Below are 14,855 nucleotides of genomic sequence, written 5' to 3'. Positions count from 1 at the left end.
GTTGGGACGAAGACGAGTGAATTGACAATGTACCTCAAGAATATTTTGGCGATGCTGACCGTGGCCTGCGCTGGTCAAATGGCGTCTGCCGCGACAGTGTCTGTTTTCAGTGGTTCGGCCACTGAATTGTCCGGCGTGACAGACGCAGCTGATGACGCGCTGAAGGCCGATGGCATCCAGTATTTCACTGAAGTCGAAAACTTCGTCTTGCCGGTGACGCAGGTCGTCAACTACGTCGTTGGCGTCCCGATCCCAAAAGGGACCGAAGTGAACGTTTACATGGTGTTCCTGAATTCCCTATCCAGCGGGTTCAACCGTGCGACAGCCGGGTTGGAGTTTGAGGGCGACATTCTGGGTCTCATCTATCACTCTGGTGGCCTCAACAAGTTTAATCCACGGTATGGCGGCGCAGGTTACGGTCAGCTAAGCGGGATTGAAACCGGTCGTGGTGATACTGTTGGTGTCGCGGGCAACCGTTTGGTTGTGGACCTCAACAACCGTGGCGGAACGGGGGACTGGGTACGCGTTCTGACATCGTCCACACCGAGCACCGGGCAAGACAATCCGCAGCCGGGCGGATTTGGGGATAATGTTGCGTCGATCCCTCTGCCGGCCAGCGGCTTTTTGTTTGGGTTTGGGGTCGCAGGATTTGCTGCGATGCGCCGGATCAAGCGCAAGCGTTAGGTTGCACACAACCGACGTCGGACAAGCCCGGGCGAATTCGCGCCGGGCTTTTTCTTGCTCTGGACCTTTCAGGCGTGATCGGGCATCAAAGCGGCAACGATCGGAGAGCTACCATGGGCCTTTTTTCTGGCATCAAACGCATCTTTACCTGGTGGGACGGGCAGACCTACGGCACGCAATTGTGGACGTGGCGCAAGGGCCAGCGCGTGGGTGAAGACGCACAGGGCAACGTGTTTTATCGCAATGCCGATGACAGCCGCCGTTGGGTGATTTTCAATGGTGAGGCAGAGGCGAGCAAGGTGTCCCCGGACTGGCATGGCTGGTTGCACCGTACATGGGATGAGCCGCCGACCGACAAACCGCTGGTTCGCAAGGATTGGGAACAGCCGCATCAGGAAAATCTGACCGGTACGGCACTGGCATATGCGCCCGAAGGGTCGATCCGGCGTGCAACACCGGCGCCGCGTCGGGACTACGAGGCATGGACACCTGAATAATGCGCGCGTGCGTTGCGATCTTGTTAGGGTTGGCGCTTGCAGGTCCAGTTGCGGCGCAGAACGCAGCCTCTGCCAGTGGCGGGGAAATCCGGGTTCTGGATAAGCTGAACGGTGTCACCACTGATGTAAGCCTGCAAAACGGAGTGCCGCAACAGGTTGGCCTGTTGCTGATCCGCATGAACGATTGTCGCTATCCAGCGCGCAATCCGTCGGGCGATGCTTATGCTGCGCTGACTGTGACTTACCGAAACGAGACCACGCCCGCATTTGACGGTTGGATGATTGCATCGTCACCAGCGTTGAATGCCATGGACCACCCACGCTATGACGTTTGGGTGCTGCGCTGTTCCACCTAAGGCACCGGCAAAGGGCCGGGTGGCCCGATCTCGACATTCAGATCCAGTGCAATATCCAGCAGCGCGTGATAGCGCGCGCGTGGAATTTCGAGCGCGCCGAGGCTGCGTAAGTGCGGTGTCATGAATTGTGTATCAAAAAGTGTAAAGCCACGCCCGTGCAAGTGGTGGGTCAACGCGGCCAGCGCGGTTTTTGAGGCATCGGTCGCTGTGGAGAACATGCTTTCGCCAAAGAATGCGCCGCCGATGGCAACACCATAGACCCCACCGACCAGCGTGCCATCCTGCCAGACCTCAGCCGCATGGGCGTTGCCGCGCATATGCAGCGACATATAAAGATCAAAGATGGTGTCATTGATCCACGTTTCAGGTCGGGCAGCGCATCCTTGCAAAACGCCACGGAAATCCGCGTTTAGCGTGACGGAAAAACGATGTGAGTTCAGTGTCTTACGCAGGCTGCGCGAGATGTGGAACCCCGGCAAAGGCAGGATGCCACGCTGGCGCGGGTCAACCCAGAAGACATCCGGGTTGTCGCGCGATTCCGACATTGGAAAGACGCCCACCCGGTACGCCTGCAACAATAGCTCTGGCGAGAGGGGGGGATCGTCACGCATAGCTAAAGGTTCTGGTCGAGCCAGTGTTCCAGCCAATGGATATTGTAGTCACCGGTCTGCACGGCCTCTTCCTGCAGGAGAGCGTGGAAAAGCGGGATTGTGGTATCGACGCCGTCGACGATCAATTCTCCCAATGCGCGGGCAAGGCGGGCCAAAGCCTCTGGCCGGTCCCGGCCTTTGACGATGAGCTTGCCAATCAGGCTGTCGTAGTAGGGCGGAATCGAATAACCGTCATACAGAGCGCTGTCCATGCGGACCCCGAGGCCGCCGGGTGCGTGGTACTGTGTGATCCGACCCGGGCAAGGGCGGAAGTCCGGCAGCTTTTCCGCGTTAATCCGCACCTCGATGCTGTGGCCGTCGATGTGCAGATCGTCTTGGCTGAAGGACATCGGGAGGCCCGATGCGACGCGGATCTGTTCGCGCACGAGGTCAACGTTAAAGATGTTTTCGGTGACAGGGTGTTCGACCTGAAGACGGGTGTTCATTTCGATGAAATAGAATTCATCATTCTCGAACAGGAATTCAATGGTGCCAGCGCCGATGTAATTGATCTTGGCCACTGCGTCCGCGCAAACCTTGCCAATGCGGGCGCGCAATTCGGGGGTGATCGCGGGGCCGGGCGCCTCTTCAAACACCTTCTGGTGGCGGCGCTGGAGCGAGCAATCACGTTCACCCAGATGCACAGCGTTGCCCTTACCATCGCCAAAGACCTGAATTTCGATATGGCGCGGCGTGGTCAGGTATTTTTCGATGTAGACTTCGTCATTGCCAAAGGCGGCTTTGCCTTCTTGGCGGGCGCCAAGGTAAGCCTTTTCCATATCGGCGGGTGTTTCTGCAACTTTCATACCGCGACCGCCGCCTCCGGCTGTCGCCTTGATGATAACGGGGTAGCCGATCTCGGCGCCGATTTTCTTAGCGTCCTCAAGTGATGCCACACCACCATCAGAACCGGGCACGCATGGGACACCAAGTGCCTTCATCGTGTCCTTGGCGGTGATCTTGTCACCCATGATGCGGATGTGTTCGGCCGTTGGGCCAATGAACGTCAGGTCATGGTCTTCAACCACCTGAACAAAAGCAGCGTTCTCGGACAGGAAGCCATAGCCAGGGTGGATGGCTTGCGCGCCCGTGATCTCACATGCCGAGATGATGGCCGGGAAAGACAGGTAGCTTTGCGCCGATGAAGGTGGGCCGATGCAAATCGCCTCGTCCGCCATGCGCACATGCATCGCGTCACTGTCGGCAGTGGAATGCACGGCCACGGATTTAATGCCCATTTCGCGTGCTGCGCGCACGACGCGGAGCGCGATTTCACCACGGTTTGCGATCAGAATTTTGTCGAACATTGGCCGCGCCCCTATTCGATGATCATCAAGGGTGCGCCAAATTCAACTGGCCCGCCGTCTTCAACCAGGATGCGCTTGACGGTGCCAGCGCGGGGGGCGGGGATGTGGTTCATCGTTTTCATGGCTTCGATGATCAGCAGCGTTTCGCCTTCCTTAACTGTCTTTCCAACGGACGAGAAAGGGGCGGCGCCGGGTTCTGCGGCCATGTAGACAGTGCCGACCATCGGCGATGTCACCGCGCCGGGATGCGATGCCGGGTCTGCCACGGGTTCAGCGGCAGGTGCGGCTTCCGTCACGGCGGCTGCAGGAGCTGGCGCCGCTGGGGCCGCCGCAGGAACAGCCATCGCCACAGGGGCCTGCGCCGTTTGCCGGCTGACCCTTACATTGAGGCTGTCGTTTTCACCGTAGTCGCGTTTGACCTGCAATTCGGTCAGATCGTTCTGCCGCAGCAGTTCGGCCAACGCCTGAATGAAACTGACGTCGCTGTCATGAGAAGTCTTGTTGCTCATCTGTCTTTGCCCATTGCCCGTTTGCTGCGTTAGAGCAGCCATTCCTGCCGCTTATAGTTGAAGCAAAGCAAGGTGGAAAGGCACGACAGAGCCAAATCGCGATCAGGCTTCTTCGGTGTTATCAACCTCTGACGTTGCGGCATTGGCGGCATCCACTGAGGATGCGTCGTCTGCCTCTGGTGCGCTGGTGTCGGTTGGACCCTCTGGCAGCATAGCGACCCCGTATGGTTTCAGCACACGTTCTGGCGCGCGGGAGGCTGTAGGGCCAGCCTGTCCGTCACTGTCTGACAAGCTGGATTTCGTCACGGCACCTTGTTGCGCAAGGCTGGACGGTGTTGGGGCAGGCGTGTCGGGGCGCACGGCAAGCACGCCGCCCGTTTCAACCACCCGAGATTGATCGGGGCGCAAAACGGCAGCCGGTGTCGGTTGGCTGGGTGAATTGATTGATGGCACAGCATCCATGTTTAGCCTCCTTTCATGCATTCATGGCTGGTCGATTGAAAGGAGTGTCTCTTGGTGTGCTTACCATTTCGTAAACACACATAGTTTTCTGAAGTTGTGGTTAATGCCTGGTTCGCCGCGTCAGATCGCCAGATATTTGGCGCGAAGCGCCTCGTCTTCCAGGACTTCCTTGGCGGAACCATCATAGACGACTGTGCCGGTATCCAGGATCACAGCGCGGTCAGCGAGTTTGAGTGCCGCAACCGCATTCTGTTCCACGATGACGGTCGTAATCCCTTGATCGCGAATGATATTCAGTGTTTTTGCGATTTCCTGCACGATCACAGGTGCAAGACCTTCGTAGGGTTCATCAAGCAGCAGGACTTTGATGTCGCGGGCAAGCGCGCGGGCAATGGCGAGCATTTGTTGTTCGCCACCCGACAGGGTTACGCCCTCTTGCTTGCGACGTTCGCCCAGTCGCGGGAAAAGTTCATAGATACGTTCGAGCGACCAGCCTTTGGGCGGCGCAATCTGAGCGAGTTGCAGGTTCTCTTCGACTGTCAGCCCCGCAATGATACGGCGGTCTTCGGGGACAAGAGCGATGCCTTCGCCTGCGGCTTGGTGGCTTTTCATTTCGTGAAGGGGCTTATGGTCGAGCCAGATTTCACCGTGCTTCAAGGCCGGGTCGTCAAGCCGGGCAATGGTGCGCAAGGTCGAGGTTTTACCCGCACCATTGCGGCCCAGCAGGGCCAGAATTTCGCCTTCGTGGATGTTAAAGCTGACATTCTGGACGATGTAGCTTTCGCCGTAGTAGGCCTCAATCTCCCATACGGACAGAAAGGCGGGGGTGGTGGCGGCGTTGTTGACGCGTTTGTCAAAGGGTGCGTTCATTTCTTCTCTCCGAGGCAAACTTTTTCAAAAAAGTTTGGGGCAAATCCTCGTAGAGGATTTGGAGCCAATTTATTTGCAATAAATTGCACGATTAAACCTGCGCTTCGCCAAGGTAGGCTTCGCGGACTTTCGGATGGCCTTTGATCTTCTCGGGCACATCTTCGACCAGTGGCGTTCCTTGGGCCAGTACGGTGATCCGTTCGGCCAAGCTGAACACCACATTCATGTCGTGTTCAATGATCGCCATTGTGATGCCGCGTTTGGTGCGGATGTCCTTTAACAGCTGGATGGTGTTTTCGGTGTCGGCCCGCGCCATGCCTGCGGTGGGTTCGTCCAGCAGCAGCAGGCGCGGGTCCTGCACGAGGCACATCGCCATTTCAAGCCGGCGCTTGTCGCCGCGCGACATGGACGAGGCGATCATATCGCGTTTGTCGGCCATGTTGACGTCTTCGAGAATGGCCATGGCCTGTTCGGCGATGTCCTTTTCGTGGTGGGTGCTTTCGATGGCGTGCATCCGAAAGGCCCCGTCACGCTTGGCAAAGCAGGGGATCATGACATTTTCAAACACGCTGAGGTCGGCAAAGATCTCTGGTGTCTGGAACACCCGAGAAATACCCATCTGGTTGATCTCATGCGGTTTCCGGCCCAGTACGGATTGCCCGTCAAACATCACGGATCCGCTGTCTGGGATTAGCTTGCCGACCAACACATTCAGCAGCGTCGATTTGCCAGCCCCATTGGGCCCGATAATCGCGTGCACTGTGTTTTCCGTCACTGACAGATTGACGTCGCCCAGTGCCTGCAAACCGCCGAAGCGCTTGTTGATGCCTTTGACTTCAAGGATACCCATTGGTCGCTCTCCTATTCGGCAGGTTTGGTGGCGCCGGACTTGGCGTCGTCGGATTTCTTTTTGCGGCCGAAGAGGGCGGCAATTTTCTCTCCCAATTGCATCAAGCCACCGGGCAGGAAGATGACAACCGCCATGAAGAGCACCCCAAGCGTCAAATGCCAGCCTTTGCCGATGAAGGGATGGATGATGGTGACCAGCAGGTTATCAAGCCAGTCGGGCATAAAAGCGAACCAGTTGTGCAGGATCGTGTCGTTGATCTTAGAAACGATGTTTTCCAGATACTTGATCACACCCGCACCCAGCACTGGCCCCACAAGTGTGCCGACGCCACCGAGGATGGCCATGACCACAATCTCGCCCGATGCGGTCCAGAACATCCGCTCTGCCCCCGTAAGCGGGTCCATCGCTGCCAAGAGGCCACCGGCCAGACCAGCGTACATGCCAGAGATCACGAAGGCTGCCAGCATATAGGGTTTCGTGTCGAGGCCAGTATAGCTCATCCGGGTCTGGTTTGATTTGATCGCACGCAACATCATGCCAAAGGGCGAACGGAAGATGCGGATCGACAAGTAAAAGCCCAGGATCATGAAGATCGCAGAAAGGTAATAGCCGTTCTGGAACACAAACTCCCAGCCGCCGACCTCCCATGTAAATGCCGCGTTCATCTCAAGACCGAAAAGATGCGGCACCGTCGGTGATCCCTCGCTCATCAGGATTTGCGGGTCATCGTTATAGACCTGAAGGCCGGTTTCGCCGTTCGTGATGATGGTGCCGAAGAGTTTGCCGACCAGATCGGAAAACGCGATCGAATACATCATCTGCGCAAATGCCAGCGTCAGGATCGAAAAGTAGATGCCAGAGCGGCGCAGAGCCACATAGCCGATCACCACCGAGAAGAGCCCGGCGACGATCACAGAGAGGATGATCGCAGGCACCACGTTGTAGCTGAGCAGCTTGAACATCCAGACGGCGGCAAACGAACCGACACCCAGAAAGGCTGCGTGGCCAAAGGACAGGTAGCCTGTCAGGCCAAAGAGGATGTTGAAGCCAATCACCAGCAGCCCAAAGATCACGAAGCGCTGCATCAGGGCCGGATAGCCTGCATTAAAGCTTTCGCCCAGCGAACTGGCGACGGGGAAGGGGTTCAGCAGGATCGGTGCGAAGAGGCATAATGCGCAAACGATCAGGAAGAGGCGGAAATCGCGGGAGTTGAGGCCAAGCATGTTCTTATTCCTCCATCACACCCTTGCGACCCATCAGCCCGCGCGGCCTGGTCAGCAAGATGATGATTGCAACGAGATAGATGATGATTTGGTCGATGCCGGGGATGATCGCCTTGACCTCATTCATGGACGACAGGCTTTGCACGATGCCCAACACGAACCCGGCCAGAACGGCGCCAGGCAAAGAGCCCATGCCGCCGACAACGACCACAACGAAGCTGAGCACAAGGAAGTCCATGCCAAGGTTGTAGTGGGGTGAGAGGATCGGCGCGTACATCATACCAGCGAGGCCGGCGACGCAGGCAGCAATGCCAAACATCACGGTAAAGCGTTTGTCGATGTCGATCCCCAGCATGCCCACCGTTTCACGGTCAGCCATGCCTGCACGCACGACCATCCCGAATGTGGTGAATTGCAGGAAGGCGAAGACACCCGCGATAATCAGGGCTGCAAAGAAGAAATAGACGATCCGCCAGACCGAATAGATGATCGTGTTGGGTTCAAATCCAATTGCGACACCCAGATCGACAGAGCCGGTCAGCGCCGCGGGCGAGGGGGTCTGGATCGGGTTTGCGCCATAGAAAGCCTTGATAATTTCACCAATCACAATGGCCAGACCGAATGTCACAAGGATCTGGTCGGCATGGGGGCGCTTGTAGAAGTGCTTGATCAACCCGCGCTCCATCACCCAGGCCACCAGCAACATCACAGGAATGACAAGCAGGATCGAGATTGGCACGGCCCAGTCTTGGATCGCTGCACCTGTCGCCTCTCCGAACCAGCTTTGGACATATGGGACCTCAACCTTGAGCGGGTTGCCCAGAAAATCCTTCTGCGTTTCATCTACGATAGTCGAAGACAGGCTGAGGATGCGTTGCATGGTAACGGCGCAGAACGCGCCGATCATGAAAAGCGCGCCGTGGGCGAAGTTCACCACACCCAGCGTTCCGAAGATAAGTGTCAGGCCCAAGGCGATCAGCGCATAGGCCGCCCCTTTGTCCATGCCATTGAGTAGTTGAAGGATGAGTGCGTCCATTTGACCGCTCCTGCCCCCTGGGGCGCGATTGGGTTCTTGTCAGGTCCCGGATCAACGCCGGGGTGGGGTTGGACAGGCGCGAGGCGCCTGTCCGGATTTCAAACCGCTGCGCTTAAGCGCCGGGGTTGCACTCTCCCAGGTCGCCACCGGCGAACATGGGGTGGTCGGGGTCGTACTCGACCTGTGCACGTGGTGTGACCTCGACGATCTCCAGTGTGTCGTACTGGTTGGTCGGGTTTTCGGTGCCCTTCATAACCAGCACGTCTTTGAAGCACTGGTGATCCGCGCCACGGTATGTGGTTGGACCGTTGCCCATGCCGTCGAAGTCGAAGTCTTCGAGCGCTTCGACAACGCCACATGGGTTGAAGGTACCTGCACGTGTCACGGCATCTGCATAAAGCAGCGTCTGTACATAGCAGGTGTGCGCCGAACCGGATGGCGGGAAGCCATACTTTTCGCCGAACGACTTCACGAATGCGGCGGTGCCTGCATCCTGCAGCTGCCAGTTCCAGTTCATCGAGCCGAAGACGCCTTCGATGTTGGAGCCCGCACCAGCGGCCATCAGTTCCGAGTAGAGTGGAACGATGATCTTGAAGTCTTTGCCGTTGACCTGCTTGTCCTTGAGGCCGAACTGCGTGACGGCCTGCGTCAGCGAGTTCACCATGTCCCCACCGTAGTGGTTCAGGACGAGTGTATCGGCACCAGAGTTGATGACGGGTGTCAGGTAGGACGCAAAGTCGCCCGCACCAACAGGTGTCAGCACGTTCTGGACAGTTTCCCAGCCGATCGCCTCGGTCGACGCCTGCATGGATTCCTGCTGTGTCCAGCCCCATGTGTAGTCAGCGGTCAGGTGATAAGCGCGACGCTCGTTGCCGTACTCGTTTTCGAGCACCGGACCCAGAGCCGCCCCCGACATGTAGCCGTTAAAGAAGTGACGGAAGCCATTGGCTTTCTTATCTTTACCGGTCGTGTCATTGGAGTGGGTCAGACCGGCCATGAAGATGATGCCAGCCTCTTGGCAGAGGCCCTGCACAGCAATCGCCACACCGGACGAAGAGCCACCGTTGACCATGATGACGCCGTCTTTCTGGATCATCGACTGTGCGGATGCACGGGCCACGTCGGATTTTGTCTGCGTGTCGCCTGTGACGAACTCGACCTTTTTGCCAAGGATGCCTGTGCCGTCGAGGTTCTTTTCAGAGAACGTGTTCAGCATGCCGCCGTCACCCATACCGTTGAGGTGCTCAACAGCGAGTTCCTGCGCGCGCAATTCGTCAAGGCCCTCTTCGGCGTAGGGGCCGGTTTGCGGTACGTTGAAACCGATTTTCACGGTGTCGCCGGTTGGCGCATTGGTAAAGCCCGAATGGGCATCAGCGCGCAGATAGGTGGGCAGCATCAGACCGCCGGCGGTGACCGCCCCGGTCTTCAGTACGCCACGGCGCGAGAAGTTGGATTTGGACATTGATATCCTCCCTGTGGATTTTTATCGCCCTGCGCGGCCTCCATTCCCCGCACGGCAGACGCTTTACAGCGCTGACCAGAGGATCGTCGGGAGGAGGCTCATAAGATAGCAGGGTGTTCTGAATGCTGGACTTTTTTGTAAATATCTGAACAGAGTGCGGTCAAGTTCTGTAAATGTGTTTTCGCGCAAGTGCAGAAAGGTGATGAAAAGGCTCAAAGAATTGGCAAAGCAAAGCAGCACGCGAACGGGGGCGCGCATCCGGGCTAGACGGCTTGATTTGGGGCTGCGGCAGTCTGATCTGGCGGAGCGGGCCGGGATTTCGGCGTCTTATCTGAACCTGATCGAACACGATAAACGCAGAATCGCCGGCAAGCTGCTGACCGAGATTGCGGCCGCACTCGACATCGCGCCGGGGCTATTGACCGATGGCGCAGAGCGCGGGGTTCTCGACGCGATGCGGGAAGCAGCCAGCGCATGGGATGGTGGTTCGGTCGAGGCGGCGCGCGCAGATGAATTGGCGGCGCGCTACCCCGGCTGGGCAGGTTTGATCGTTGCACAGGCCGCAAGGATCACAGCGGTCGAGGCACGCGCACAGATGTTGGCCGACAGGATCACCTATGACCCCGACTTGGCGACAGCGCTGCATGGGGTCATTTCAGCGGCAACAGCGATCCGGTCAACGGCGGCGATCCTGACAAGTGATGAGGCGATCGATGCCGAATGGCAAAGCCGCTTTCACCGCAATATCCATGACGATGCCGTGCGCCTTGCTGCGGAAAGCGATGCGCTTGTGACCTATTTTGATCCGCCTGATCATGGTGAGGCCGTGCCAAACTCACCATTACAAGAGGTCGAGGCATTCCTAGACACCCTGAATTGGCAATTTGACCCGTCAGAAGGCGGTGGGACGCCAGACACAGCTCAACTTCGCAAGCCTGCGCGTGAGATTTTCGACAATTGGGCTGCGGTCTGTCTCGAAGACCAAAAGGCGTTGCCGCGAAGCGCATTGGATCAGGCGATTGCCGCACATAGGGGCGATGTCTGGTCGATTGTTGAAGCCAGCGGACAACCCGTTTCGCGTGTTTTGCGCCAGCTTGCCTTTGGAGGACCTCTATCTGGGTTACCCCCGCTAGGTTTGGTGATCTGTGATGCGGGTGGTTTTCCGACCTTGCTGAAAGAGGTTGCGGGCTTTGCCTTTCCGCGCGGGACTGCCTGTCCGCTTTGGCCGGTCTACACTGCGTTGGGTCAGGTTGGACGTCCGTTAGAAGCCGATGTTGTTCTGCCCGGTCAGCCAGAAACGCGGTTGCGATGTTGGTCCATTGCCGAACAGGTTGGACCGATGCTGCCGGATCGCCCGCCGCAAGTGCAGGCCACCATGTTGGTGATGCCTGACCCGACACCGGGCCCGTCGACACCGATCCCGGTGGGCGTGTCCTGCCGCATTTGCCCGCGTGACGGCTGCAAGGCGCGGCGCGAACCCTCGGCCCTGGGGGCGTCACAAAGCGATCGACTTTGACAGTGCCCGCCTGACGAAGGATAGTTGCCAGGCAGTGCGACGGGAGACGCCTGCACGGGAGGACAGGGGGGACAGCACATGGGCAAACGTGTCTTGCTGATTGAGGATGAGCCGAACATCATCGAGGCGATCAGTTTTATTTTGTCGCGCGACGGGTTCACTGTGCATACGCATGAAGACGGCACCACAGCGATGGAGAAGCTGGTACGGCAAACGCCTGACATGATCATACTTGACGTTATGCTACCGGGTCGGTCTGGTTATGACATTCTGCGCGACGTGCGCGCCACCGCGGAAACCAAAGACCTTCCAGTGATGATGCTGACCGCACGCGGCCAGACCAAGGATCGTGAGTTGGCAGAGCGGTTGGGTGCGACGTTGTTCCTGACCAAGCCCTTTTCGAATGCCGAAGTTCTGTCCCATGTGCGTCATCTGATCGGGTCATGAGCGGGAAATCTGAAAGATCGGTCTTTCTCGCGCGCGAGACTTATCGCCAGCGCCGTTTGCGTGACGTACTGCGCATGGTTCCGGTTTTGGGTGTTGTCTTGTGGCTGCTTCCGCTGCTTTGGCCGGGGCAGGATGCCACAGGCGACGCATTGCAGTACGTATTCGGGGTCTGGATCGTGCTGATCGTTTTGGCAGCCCTGCTGTCGCGGCGGTTGCGGCCTGATGCCGTCAGCGAAAGCCCCGAGGACCGCGACTGATGGTGTCCTTTAACCTTCTGATCTTTGTGGCACTTGGGTATGTGGCGTTGTTGTTTATCGTGGCCTTTGCCGCAGAACGGCGCGCGAAGGCTGGGCGCGGCGGCTGGCTTCGGTCACCGCTCATCTACACGCTGTCCCTGTCCATCTATTGTACCGCCTGGACGTTCTATGGCGCAGTTGGGTATGCCGCGCGGTCGGGGTTGGAGTTCGTTACGATTTATCTTGGACCAACGTTGGTCATGGTCGGTTGGTGGCTCATACTCAGGCGGTTGGTGCGGATTGGACGGGCGCAACGGATCACGTCCATCGCTGACCTGATCTCCTCCAGGTTCGGCAAATCGACCCAATTGGGAATGATCGCCACGTTGATCGCCGTGGTCGCCGCAACGCCATACATTGCACTGCAATTGCAGTCGGTCACACTGTCGTTTGCCGTTTTTGCCGAAGCTGGCGGACAGGGCTGGGGCGGCGCAGAATTGAACCGGGCCGCAGTGTGGGTGGCAGTGGGGCTGGCGATCTTTACCGTTCTCTTCGGCACGCGGAACCTTGATGCCAACGAACGCCACCACGGTATTGTCATGGCCATCGCAGTTGAGGCTGTAGTCAAGTTGGTGGCTTTGCTGGCGGTTGGGATTTTTGTGGTCTGGGGCATTGGTGGCGGCCCGGCTGCGGTTCTGAACCAGATTGACGCGTCGCCTATCGCGACGTGGGATCAGAACAGCGGCCGCTGGGCTGGCCTGATTTTTCTGTCGGCGGCGGCCTTCATCTGTTTGCCGCGGATGTTTCAGGTGCTTGTGGTCGAGAATGCGGATGAGGCGCATCTGCAGACCGCAAGCTGGGCCTTTCCGCTTTATCTGATGTTGATGAGCCTCTTCGTGATCCCTATCGCGGTTGTCGGGCTGAACATCATGCCCGAAGGCGCCAACCCGGACCTGTTTGTACTGACTGTGCCGCTTGCGACGGGGCAGGATGGCCTGGCCATGCTGTCATTCCTAGGAGGGTTTTCTTCGGCCACATCTATGGTGATCGTTTCGACGATTGCGCTGGCGACAATGGTCAGCAATCATATTGTGCTGCCATTATGGTTGAACGCCGGACGCGGTGATGGGGCGAGCATTTCAGGTGATGTGCGGCGGTTGATCGTGACGTCGCGGCGGTTGTCGATCGCCGGTGTTCTGGCGCTGGGGTATCTCTACTACCGCGTGTCAGGCGGTGGCACGGCATTGGCGGCAATTGGCTTGGTTTCGTTTTCGGGGGCTGTCCAGGTTTTGCCGGTTCTTTTGGGGGGCATTTTCTGGCGGGGGGCCACGCGCGTTGGTGCCGTTCTCGGATTGGTGACAGGGCTGACGGTCTGGATGTGGACGCAGTTTCTGCCAAGCTTTGGCGATGCAGTGCTAAGCGCGCAGGTGCTTGCCAACGGGCCGTTTGGTTTGTCTTGGTTTCGGCCAGAAGCATTGTTCGGGATCACCGGTCTTGATCCGCTGGTGCACGGCATTTTGTGGTCCATGTTGCTGAACACGGCGATGTTTTTCCTGGGTTCGGTCCTAAGTTTTCCGACCCCGCTGGAACGATTGCAGGGGGCGCAGTTTGTCAATGTCTTTGCAAATACCGCCGGCGCGCGCGCGTGGTCACGCAGTGGTGCAGGGGCTGAGGATTTGTTGATTATGGCGCAGCGCATTATCGGCGGAAGCGAGGCACAGGCGCTGTTTCAACGCGCGGCAGAGCGGCAGGGCAAGGATGGTTATCTGCCTGATGTGACCCCCGATTTTATTGAGCGTTTGGAGCGTGAACTTGCCGGTTCGGTAGGCGCAGCAACGGCGCACGCGATGATCGGGCAGCTCACCGAAGGGGCAAGCGTGTCGGTCGAGGACTTGATTGCAGTGGCCGATGAAGCCGCCCAGATCATGGAGTATTCCAATCAGCTCGAGGCGAAATCAGCCGAGCAGGATCGCACTGCACGCGCCTTGCGGGCGGCGAATGAAAAGTTGACGGCATTGTCGGTGCAGAAAGACGCATTTCTTAGCCAGATCAGTCACGAGTTACGGACGCCGATGACTTCGATCCGGTCATTTTCCGAAATCGTGCGAGATATGGAGATGAATCCGGACGAAAAGACCCGGTACGCAGGCATCATCCATGACGAGGCGGTGCGGTTGACCCGCTTGCTGGATGATCTTTTGGACCTTTCGGTATTGGAGAACGGTCAGGTGACCTTGAATCGGGAGATTGGTGATTTGTCCGCGCTGATTACACGCGCGGTGGATGCGGCAGGGGCCAAGGGGCAGCGCATTCGGATTTTGCGAAAACCTGCGCGTGAGAACGTTACGCTGGAAACTGATCTGGACAGATTGGTGCAAGTGTTCATCAACCTGATCGCCAATGCGGCCAAGTATTGCGATGCCGAAGAGCCGGAACTGAAAATCATCGTGCGTACCAATGATGGGCGGACAACGGTTGACTTTGTGGACAACGGCAGCGGGATTGCCGACAAAGATCAGACAATGATCTTTGAAAAATTCGCGCGGCTCGCGGATGAGCAACGCGCGGGCGGGGCGGGCCTTGGCCTTGCGATCTGCCGCGAGATCATGGAGCGGCTGGACGGCCGCATTGCCTATATGCCGGGGCAGGGAGGCGCGGCTTTTCGTGTGACCCTGCCCAAGACCCAAGCGATGGCTGCTGCCTGAGTTCTGTTCACCGGCTGTAAACCAATTTGCGGTTAACAGAGAACA

16 protein-coding genes are annotated in these 14,855 nt (G+C 58.0%); 7 read left to right on the top strand and 9 right to left on the bottom strand.

The window, feature by feature from the left end:
- Positions 1 to 27: 27 nt before the first annotated feature.
- The 3 genes from AB3Y40_RS09780 (at position 28) to AB3Y40_RS09770 (ending at position 1,537) form a co-directional block, all read left to right on the top strand.
- A complete protein-coding gene (locus tag AB3Y40_RS09780; RefSeq protein WP_369438603.1) occupies positions 28 to 684 on the top strand; it encodes a VPLPA-CTERM sorting domain-containing protein in 657 nt (218 codons plus the stop codon).
- Between the two features lie 113 nt (positions 685 to 797).
- Entirely contained in the window at positions 798 to 1,181 is a 384-nt protein-coding gene (locus AB3Y40_RS09775; protein ID WP_369438602.1) for an NADH:ubiquinone oxidoreductase subunit NDUFA12, read from the top strand.
- Positions 1,181 to 1,537 (top strand): DUF2155 domain-containing protein, encoded by a 357-nt coding sequence (locus AB3Y40_RS09770; RefSeq protein WP_369438601.1) that lies wholly within the window; start codon positions 1,181 to 1,183, stop codon positions 1,535 to 1,537. Before AB3Y40_RS09775 ends, AB3Y40_RS09770 begins: the two co-directional genes overlap by 1 nt.
- On the opposite strand, the gene aat is transcribed toward AB3Y40_RS09770, so the two are convergent.
- The 9 genes from aat to AB3Y40_RS09725 all read right to left on the bottom strand — a co-directional run bounded on the left by aat (position 1,534) and on the right by AB3Y40_RS09725 (position 9,906).
- Positions 1,534 to 2,148, bottom strand: a complete 615-nt coding sequence (gene aat / locus AB3Y40_RS09765) for a leucyl/phenylalanyl-tRNA--protein transferase (protein WP_369438600.1) — start codon at positions 2,146 to 2,148, stop codon at positions 1,534 to 1,536. The genes AB3Y40_RS09770 and aat overlap by 4 nt on opposite strands.
- Positions 2,149 to 2,150: 2 nt before the next feature.
- Complete coding sequence (gene accC / locus AB3Y40_RS09760) at positions 2,151 to 3,494, bottom strand: acetyl-CoA carboxylase biotin carboxylase subunit (RefSeq protein WP_369438599.1); 1,344 nt, start codon at positions 3,492 to 3,494, stop codon at positions 2,151 to 2,153.
- An 11-nt stretch (positions 3,495 to 3,505) separates the two neighbouring features.
- Positions 3,506 to 4,003: an acetyl-CoA carboxylase biotin carboxyl carrier protein gene (gene accB, locus AB3Y40_RS09755; RefSeq protein ID WP_369438598.1), complete on the bottom strand. Its 498-nt coding sequence runs from the start codon at positions 4,001 to 4,003 to the stop codon at positions 3,506 to 3,508.
- Between the two features lie 102 nt (positions 4,004 to 4,105).
- Entirely contained in the window at positions 4,106 to 4,465 is a 360-nt protein-coding gene (locus AB3Y40_RS09750) for a hypothetical protein (RefSeq protein WP_369438597.1), read from the bottom strand.
- Positions 4,466 to 4,585: 120 nt separating this feature from the next.
- Positions 4,586 to 5,335, bottom strand: coding sequence for an ABC transporter ATP-binding protein (locus AB3Y40_RS09745; RefSeq protein ID WP_369438596.1), 750 nt, complete (start codon positions 5,333 to 5,335; stop codon positions 4,586 to 4,588).
- A 91-nt stretch (positions 5,336 to 5,426) separates the two neighbouring features.
- Positions 5,427 to 6,185 carry an ABC transporter ATP-binding protein gene (locus AB3Y40_RS09740; protein WP_369438595.1) on the bottom strand — a complete coding sequence of 253 codons (759 nt, stop codon included), beginning with the start codon at positions 6,183 to 6,185 and terminating at the stop codon, positions 5,427 to 5,429.
- An 11-nt stretch (positions 6,186 to 6,196) separates the two neighbouring features.
- Positions 6,197 to 7,408 carry a branched-chain amino acid ABC transporter permease gene (locus AB3Y40_RS09735; protein WP_369438594.1) on the bottom strand — a complete coding sequence of 404 codons (1,212 nt, stop codon included), beginning with the start codon at positions 7,406 to 7,408 and terminating at the stop codon, positions 6,197 to 6,199.
- A gap of 4 nt (positions 7,409 to 7,412) precedes the next feature.
- Entirely contained in the window at positions 7,413 to 8,444 is a 1,032-nt protein-coding gene (locus AB3Y40_RS09730) for a branched-chain amino acid ABC transporter permease (RefSeq protein WP_369438593.1), read from the bottom strand.
- Positions 8,445 to 8,556: 112 nt separating this feature from the next.
- Positions 8,557 to 9,906: a substrate-binding protein gene (locus tag AB3Y40_RS09725; RefSeq protein ID WP_369438592.1), complete on the bottom strand. Its 1,350-nt coding sequence runs from the start codon at positions 9,904 to 9,906 to the stop codon at positions 8,557 to 8,559.
- 202 nt (positions 9,907 to 10,108) lie between these two features.
- Here AB3Y40_RS09725 and AB3Y40_RS09720 point away from each other — a divergent pair, with 202 nt between their 5' ends.
- From AB3Y40_RS09720 to AB3Y40_RS09705, 4 genes are all read left to right on the top strand, one after another.
- Entirely contained in the window at positions 10,109 to 11,422 is a 1,314-nt protein-coding gene (locus AB3Y40_RS09720; RefSeq protein ID WP_369438591.1) for a helix-turn-helix domain-containing protein, read from the top strand.
- A gap of 78 nt (positions 11,423 to 11,500) precedes the next feature.
- On the top strand, positions 11,501 to 11,869 hold the full coding sequence (locus tag AB3Y40_RS09715; protein WP_369438590.1) for a response regulator transcription factor: 369 nt from the start codon (positions 11,501 to 11,503) through the stop codon (positions 11,867 to 11,869).
- The gene (locus tag AB3Y40_RS09710; protein WP_369438589.1) at positions 11,866 to 12,126 is read left to right on the top strand and encodes a DUF6611 family protein; all 261 of its coding nucleotides are present in this window, start codon (positions 11,866 to 11,868) and stop codon (positions 12,124 to 12,126) included. Before AB3Y40_RS09715 ends, AB3Y40_RS09710 begins: the two co-directional genes overlap by 4 nt.
- The gene (locus AB3Y40_RS09705; RefSeq protein ID WP_369438588.1) at positions 12,126 to 14,810 is read left to right on the top strand and encodes an ATP-binding protein; all 2,685 of its coding nucleotides are present in this window, start codon (positions 12,126 to 12,128) and stop codon (positions 14,808 to 14,810) included. Before AB3Y40_RS09710 ends, AB3Y40_RS09705 begins: the two co-directional genes overlap by 1 nt.
- Positions 14,811 to 14,855 lie beyond the last annotated feature (45 nt).

Origin of the sequence: Yoonia sp. R2331, from assembly GCF_041103235.1 — a bacterium.
Classification (GTDB): Bacteria; Pseudomonadota; Alphaproteobacteria; order Rhodobacterales; family Rhodobacteraceae; genus CANMYO01.
Note: the sequence above shows the minus strand (reverse complement) of the source record. Positions and strands in the feature narration are given on the sequence as shown.

Excerpts from the sequence above, each read along its gene's own strand:
- AB3Y40_RS09780 (WP_369438603.1), top strand. The coding sequence starts at position 28 with ATGTACCTCAAGAATATTTTGGCGATGCTGACCGTGGCCTGCGCTGGT.
- AB3Y40_RS09775 (WP_369438602.1), top strand. The coding sequence starts at position 798 with ATGGGCCTTTTTTCTGGCATCAAACGCATCTTTACCTGGTGGGACGGG.
- AB3Y40_RS09770 (WP_369438601.1), top strand. The coding sequence starts at position 1,181 with ATGCGCGCGTGCGTTGCGATCTTGTTAGGGTTGGCGCTTGCAGGTCCA.
- aat (WP_369438600.1), bottom strand. The coding sequence starts at position 2,148 with ATGCGTGACGATCCCCCCCTCTCGCCAGAGCTATTGTTGCAGGCGTAC.
- accC (WP_369438599.1), bottom strand. The coding sequence starts at position 3,494 with ATGTTCGACAAAATTCTGATCGCAAACCGTGGTGAAATCGCGCTCCGC.
- accB (WP_369438598.1), bottom strand. The coding sequence starts at position 4,003 with ATGAGCAACAAGACTTCTCATGACAGCGACGTCAGTTTCATTCAGGCG.
- AB3Y40_RS09750 (WP_369438597.1), bottom strand. The coding sequence starts at position 4,465 with ATGGATGCTGTGCCATCAATCAATTCACCCAGCCAACCGACACCGGCT.
- AB3Y40_RS09745 (WP_369438596.1), bottom strand. The coding sequence starts at position 5,335 with ATGAACGCACCCTTTGACAAACGCGTCAACAACGCCGCCACCACCCCC.
- AB3Y40_RS09740 (WP_369438595.1), bottom strand. The coding sequence starts at position 6,185 with ATGGGTATCCTTGAAGTCAAAGGCATCAACAAGCGCTTCGGCGGTTTG.
- AB3Y40_RS09735 (WP_369438594.1), bottom strand. The coding sequence starts at position 7,408 with ATGCTTGGCCTCAACTCCCGCGATTTCCGCCTCTTCCTGATCGTTTGC.
- AB3Y40_RS09730 (WP_369438593.1), bottom strand. The coding sequence starts at position 8,444 with ATGGACGCACTCATCCTTCAACTACTCAATGGCATGGACAAAGGGGCG.
- AB3Y40_RS09725 (WP_369438592.1), bottom strand. The coding sequence starts at position 9,906 with ATGTCCAAATCCAACTTCTCGCGCCGTGGCGTACTGAAGACCGGGGCG.
- AB3Y40_RS09720 (WP_369438591.1), top strand. The coding sequence starts at position 10,109 with ATGAAAAGGCTCAAAGAATTGGCAAAGCAAAGCAGCACGCGAACGGGG.
- AB3Y40_RS09715 (WP_369438590.1), top strand. The coding sequence starts at position 11,501 with ATGGGCAAACGTGTCTTGCTGATTGAGGATGAGCCGAACATCATCGAG.
- AB3Y40_RS09710 (WP_369438589.1), top strand. The coding sequence starts at position 11,866 with ATGAGCGGGAAATCTGAAAGATCGGTCTTTCTCGCGCGCGAGACTTAT.
- AB3Y40_RS09705 (WP_369438588.1), top strand. The coding sequence starts at position 12,126 with ATGGTGTCCTTTAACCTTCTGATCTTTGTGGCACTTGGGTATGTGGCG.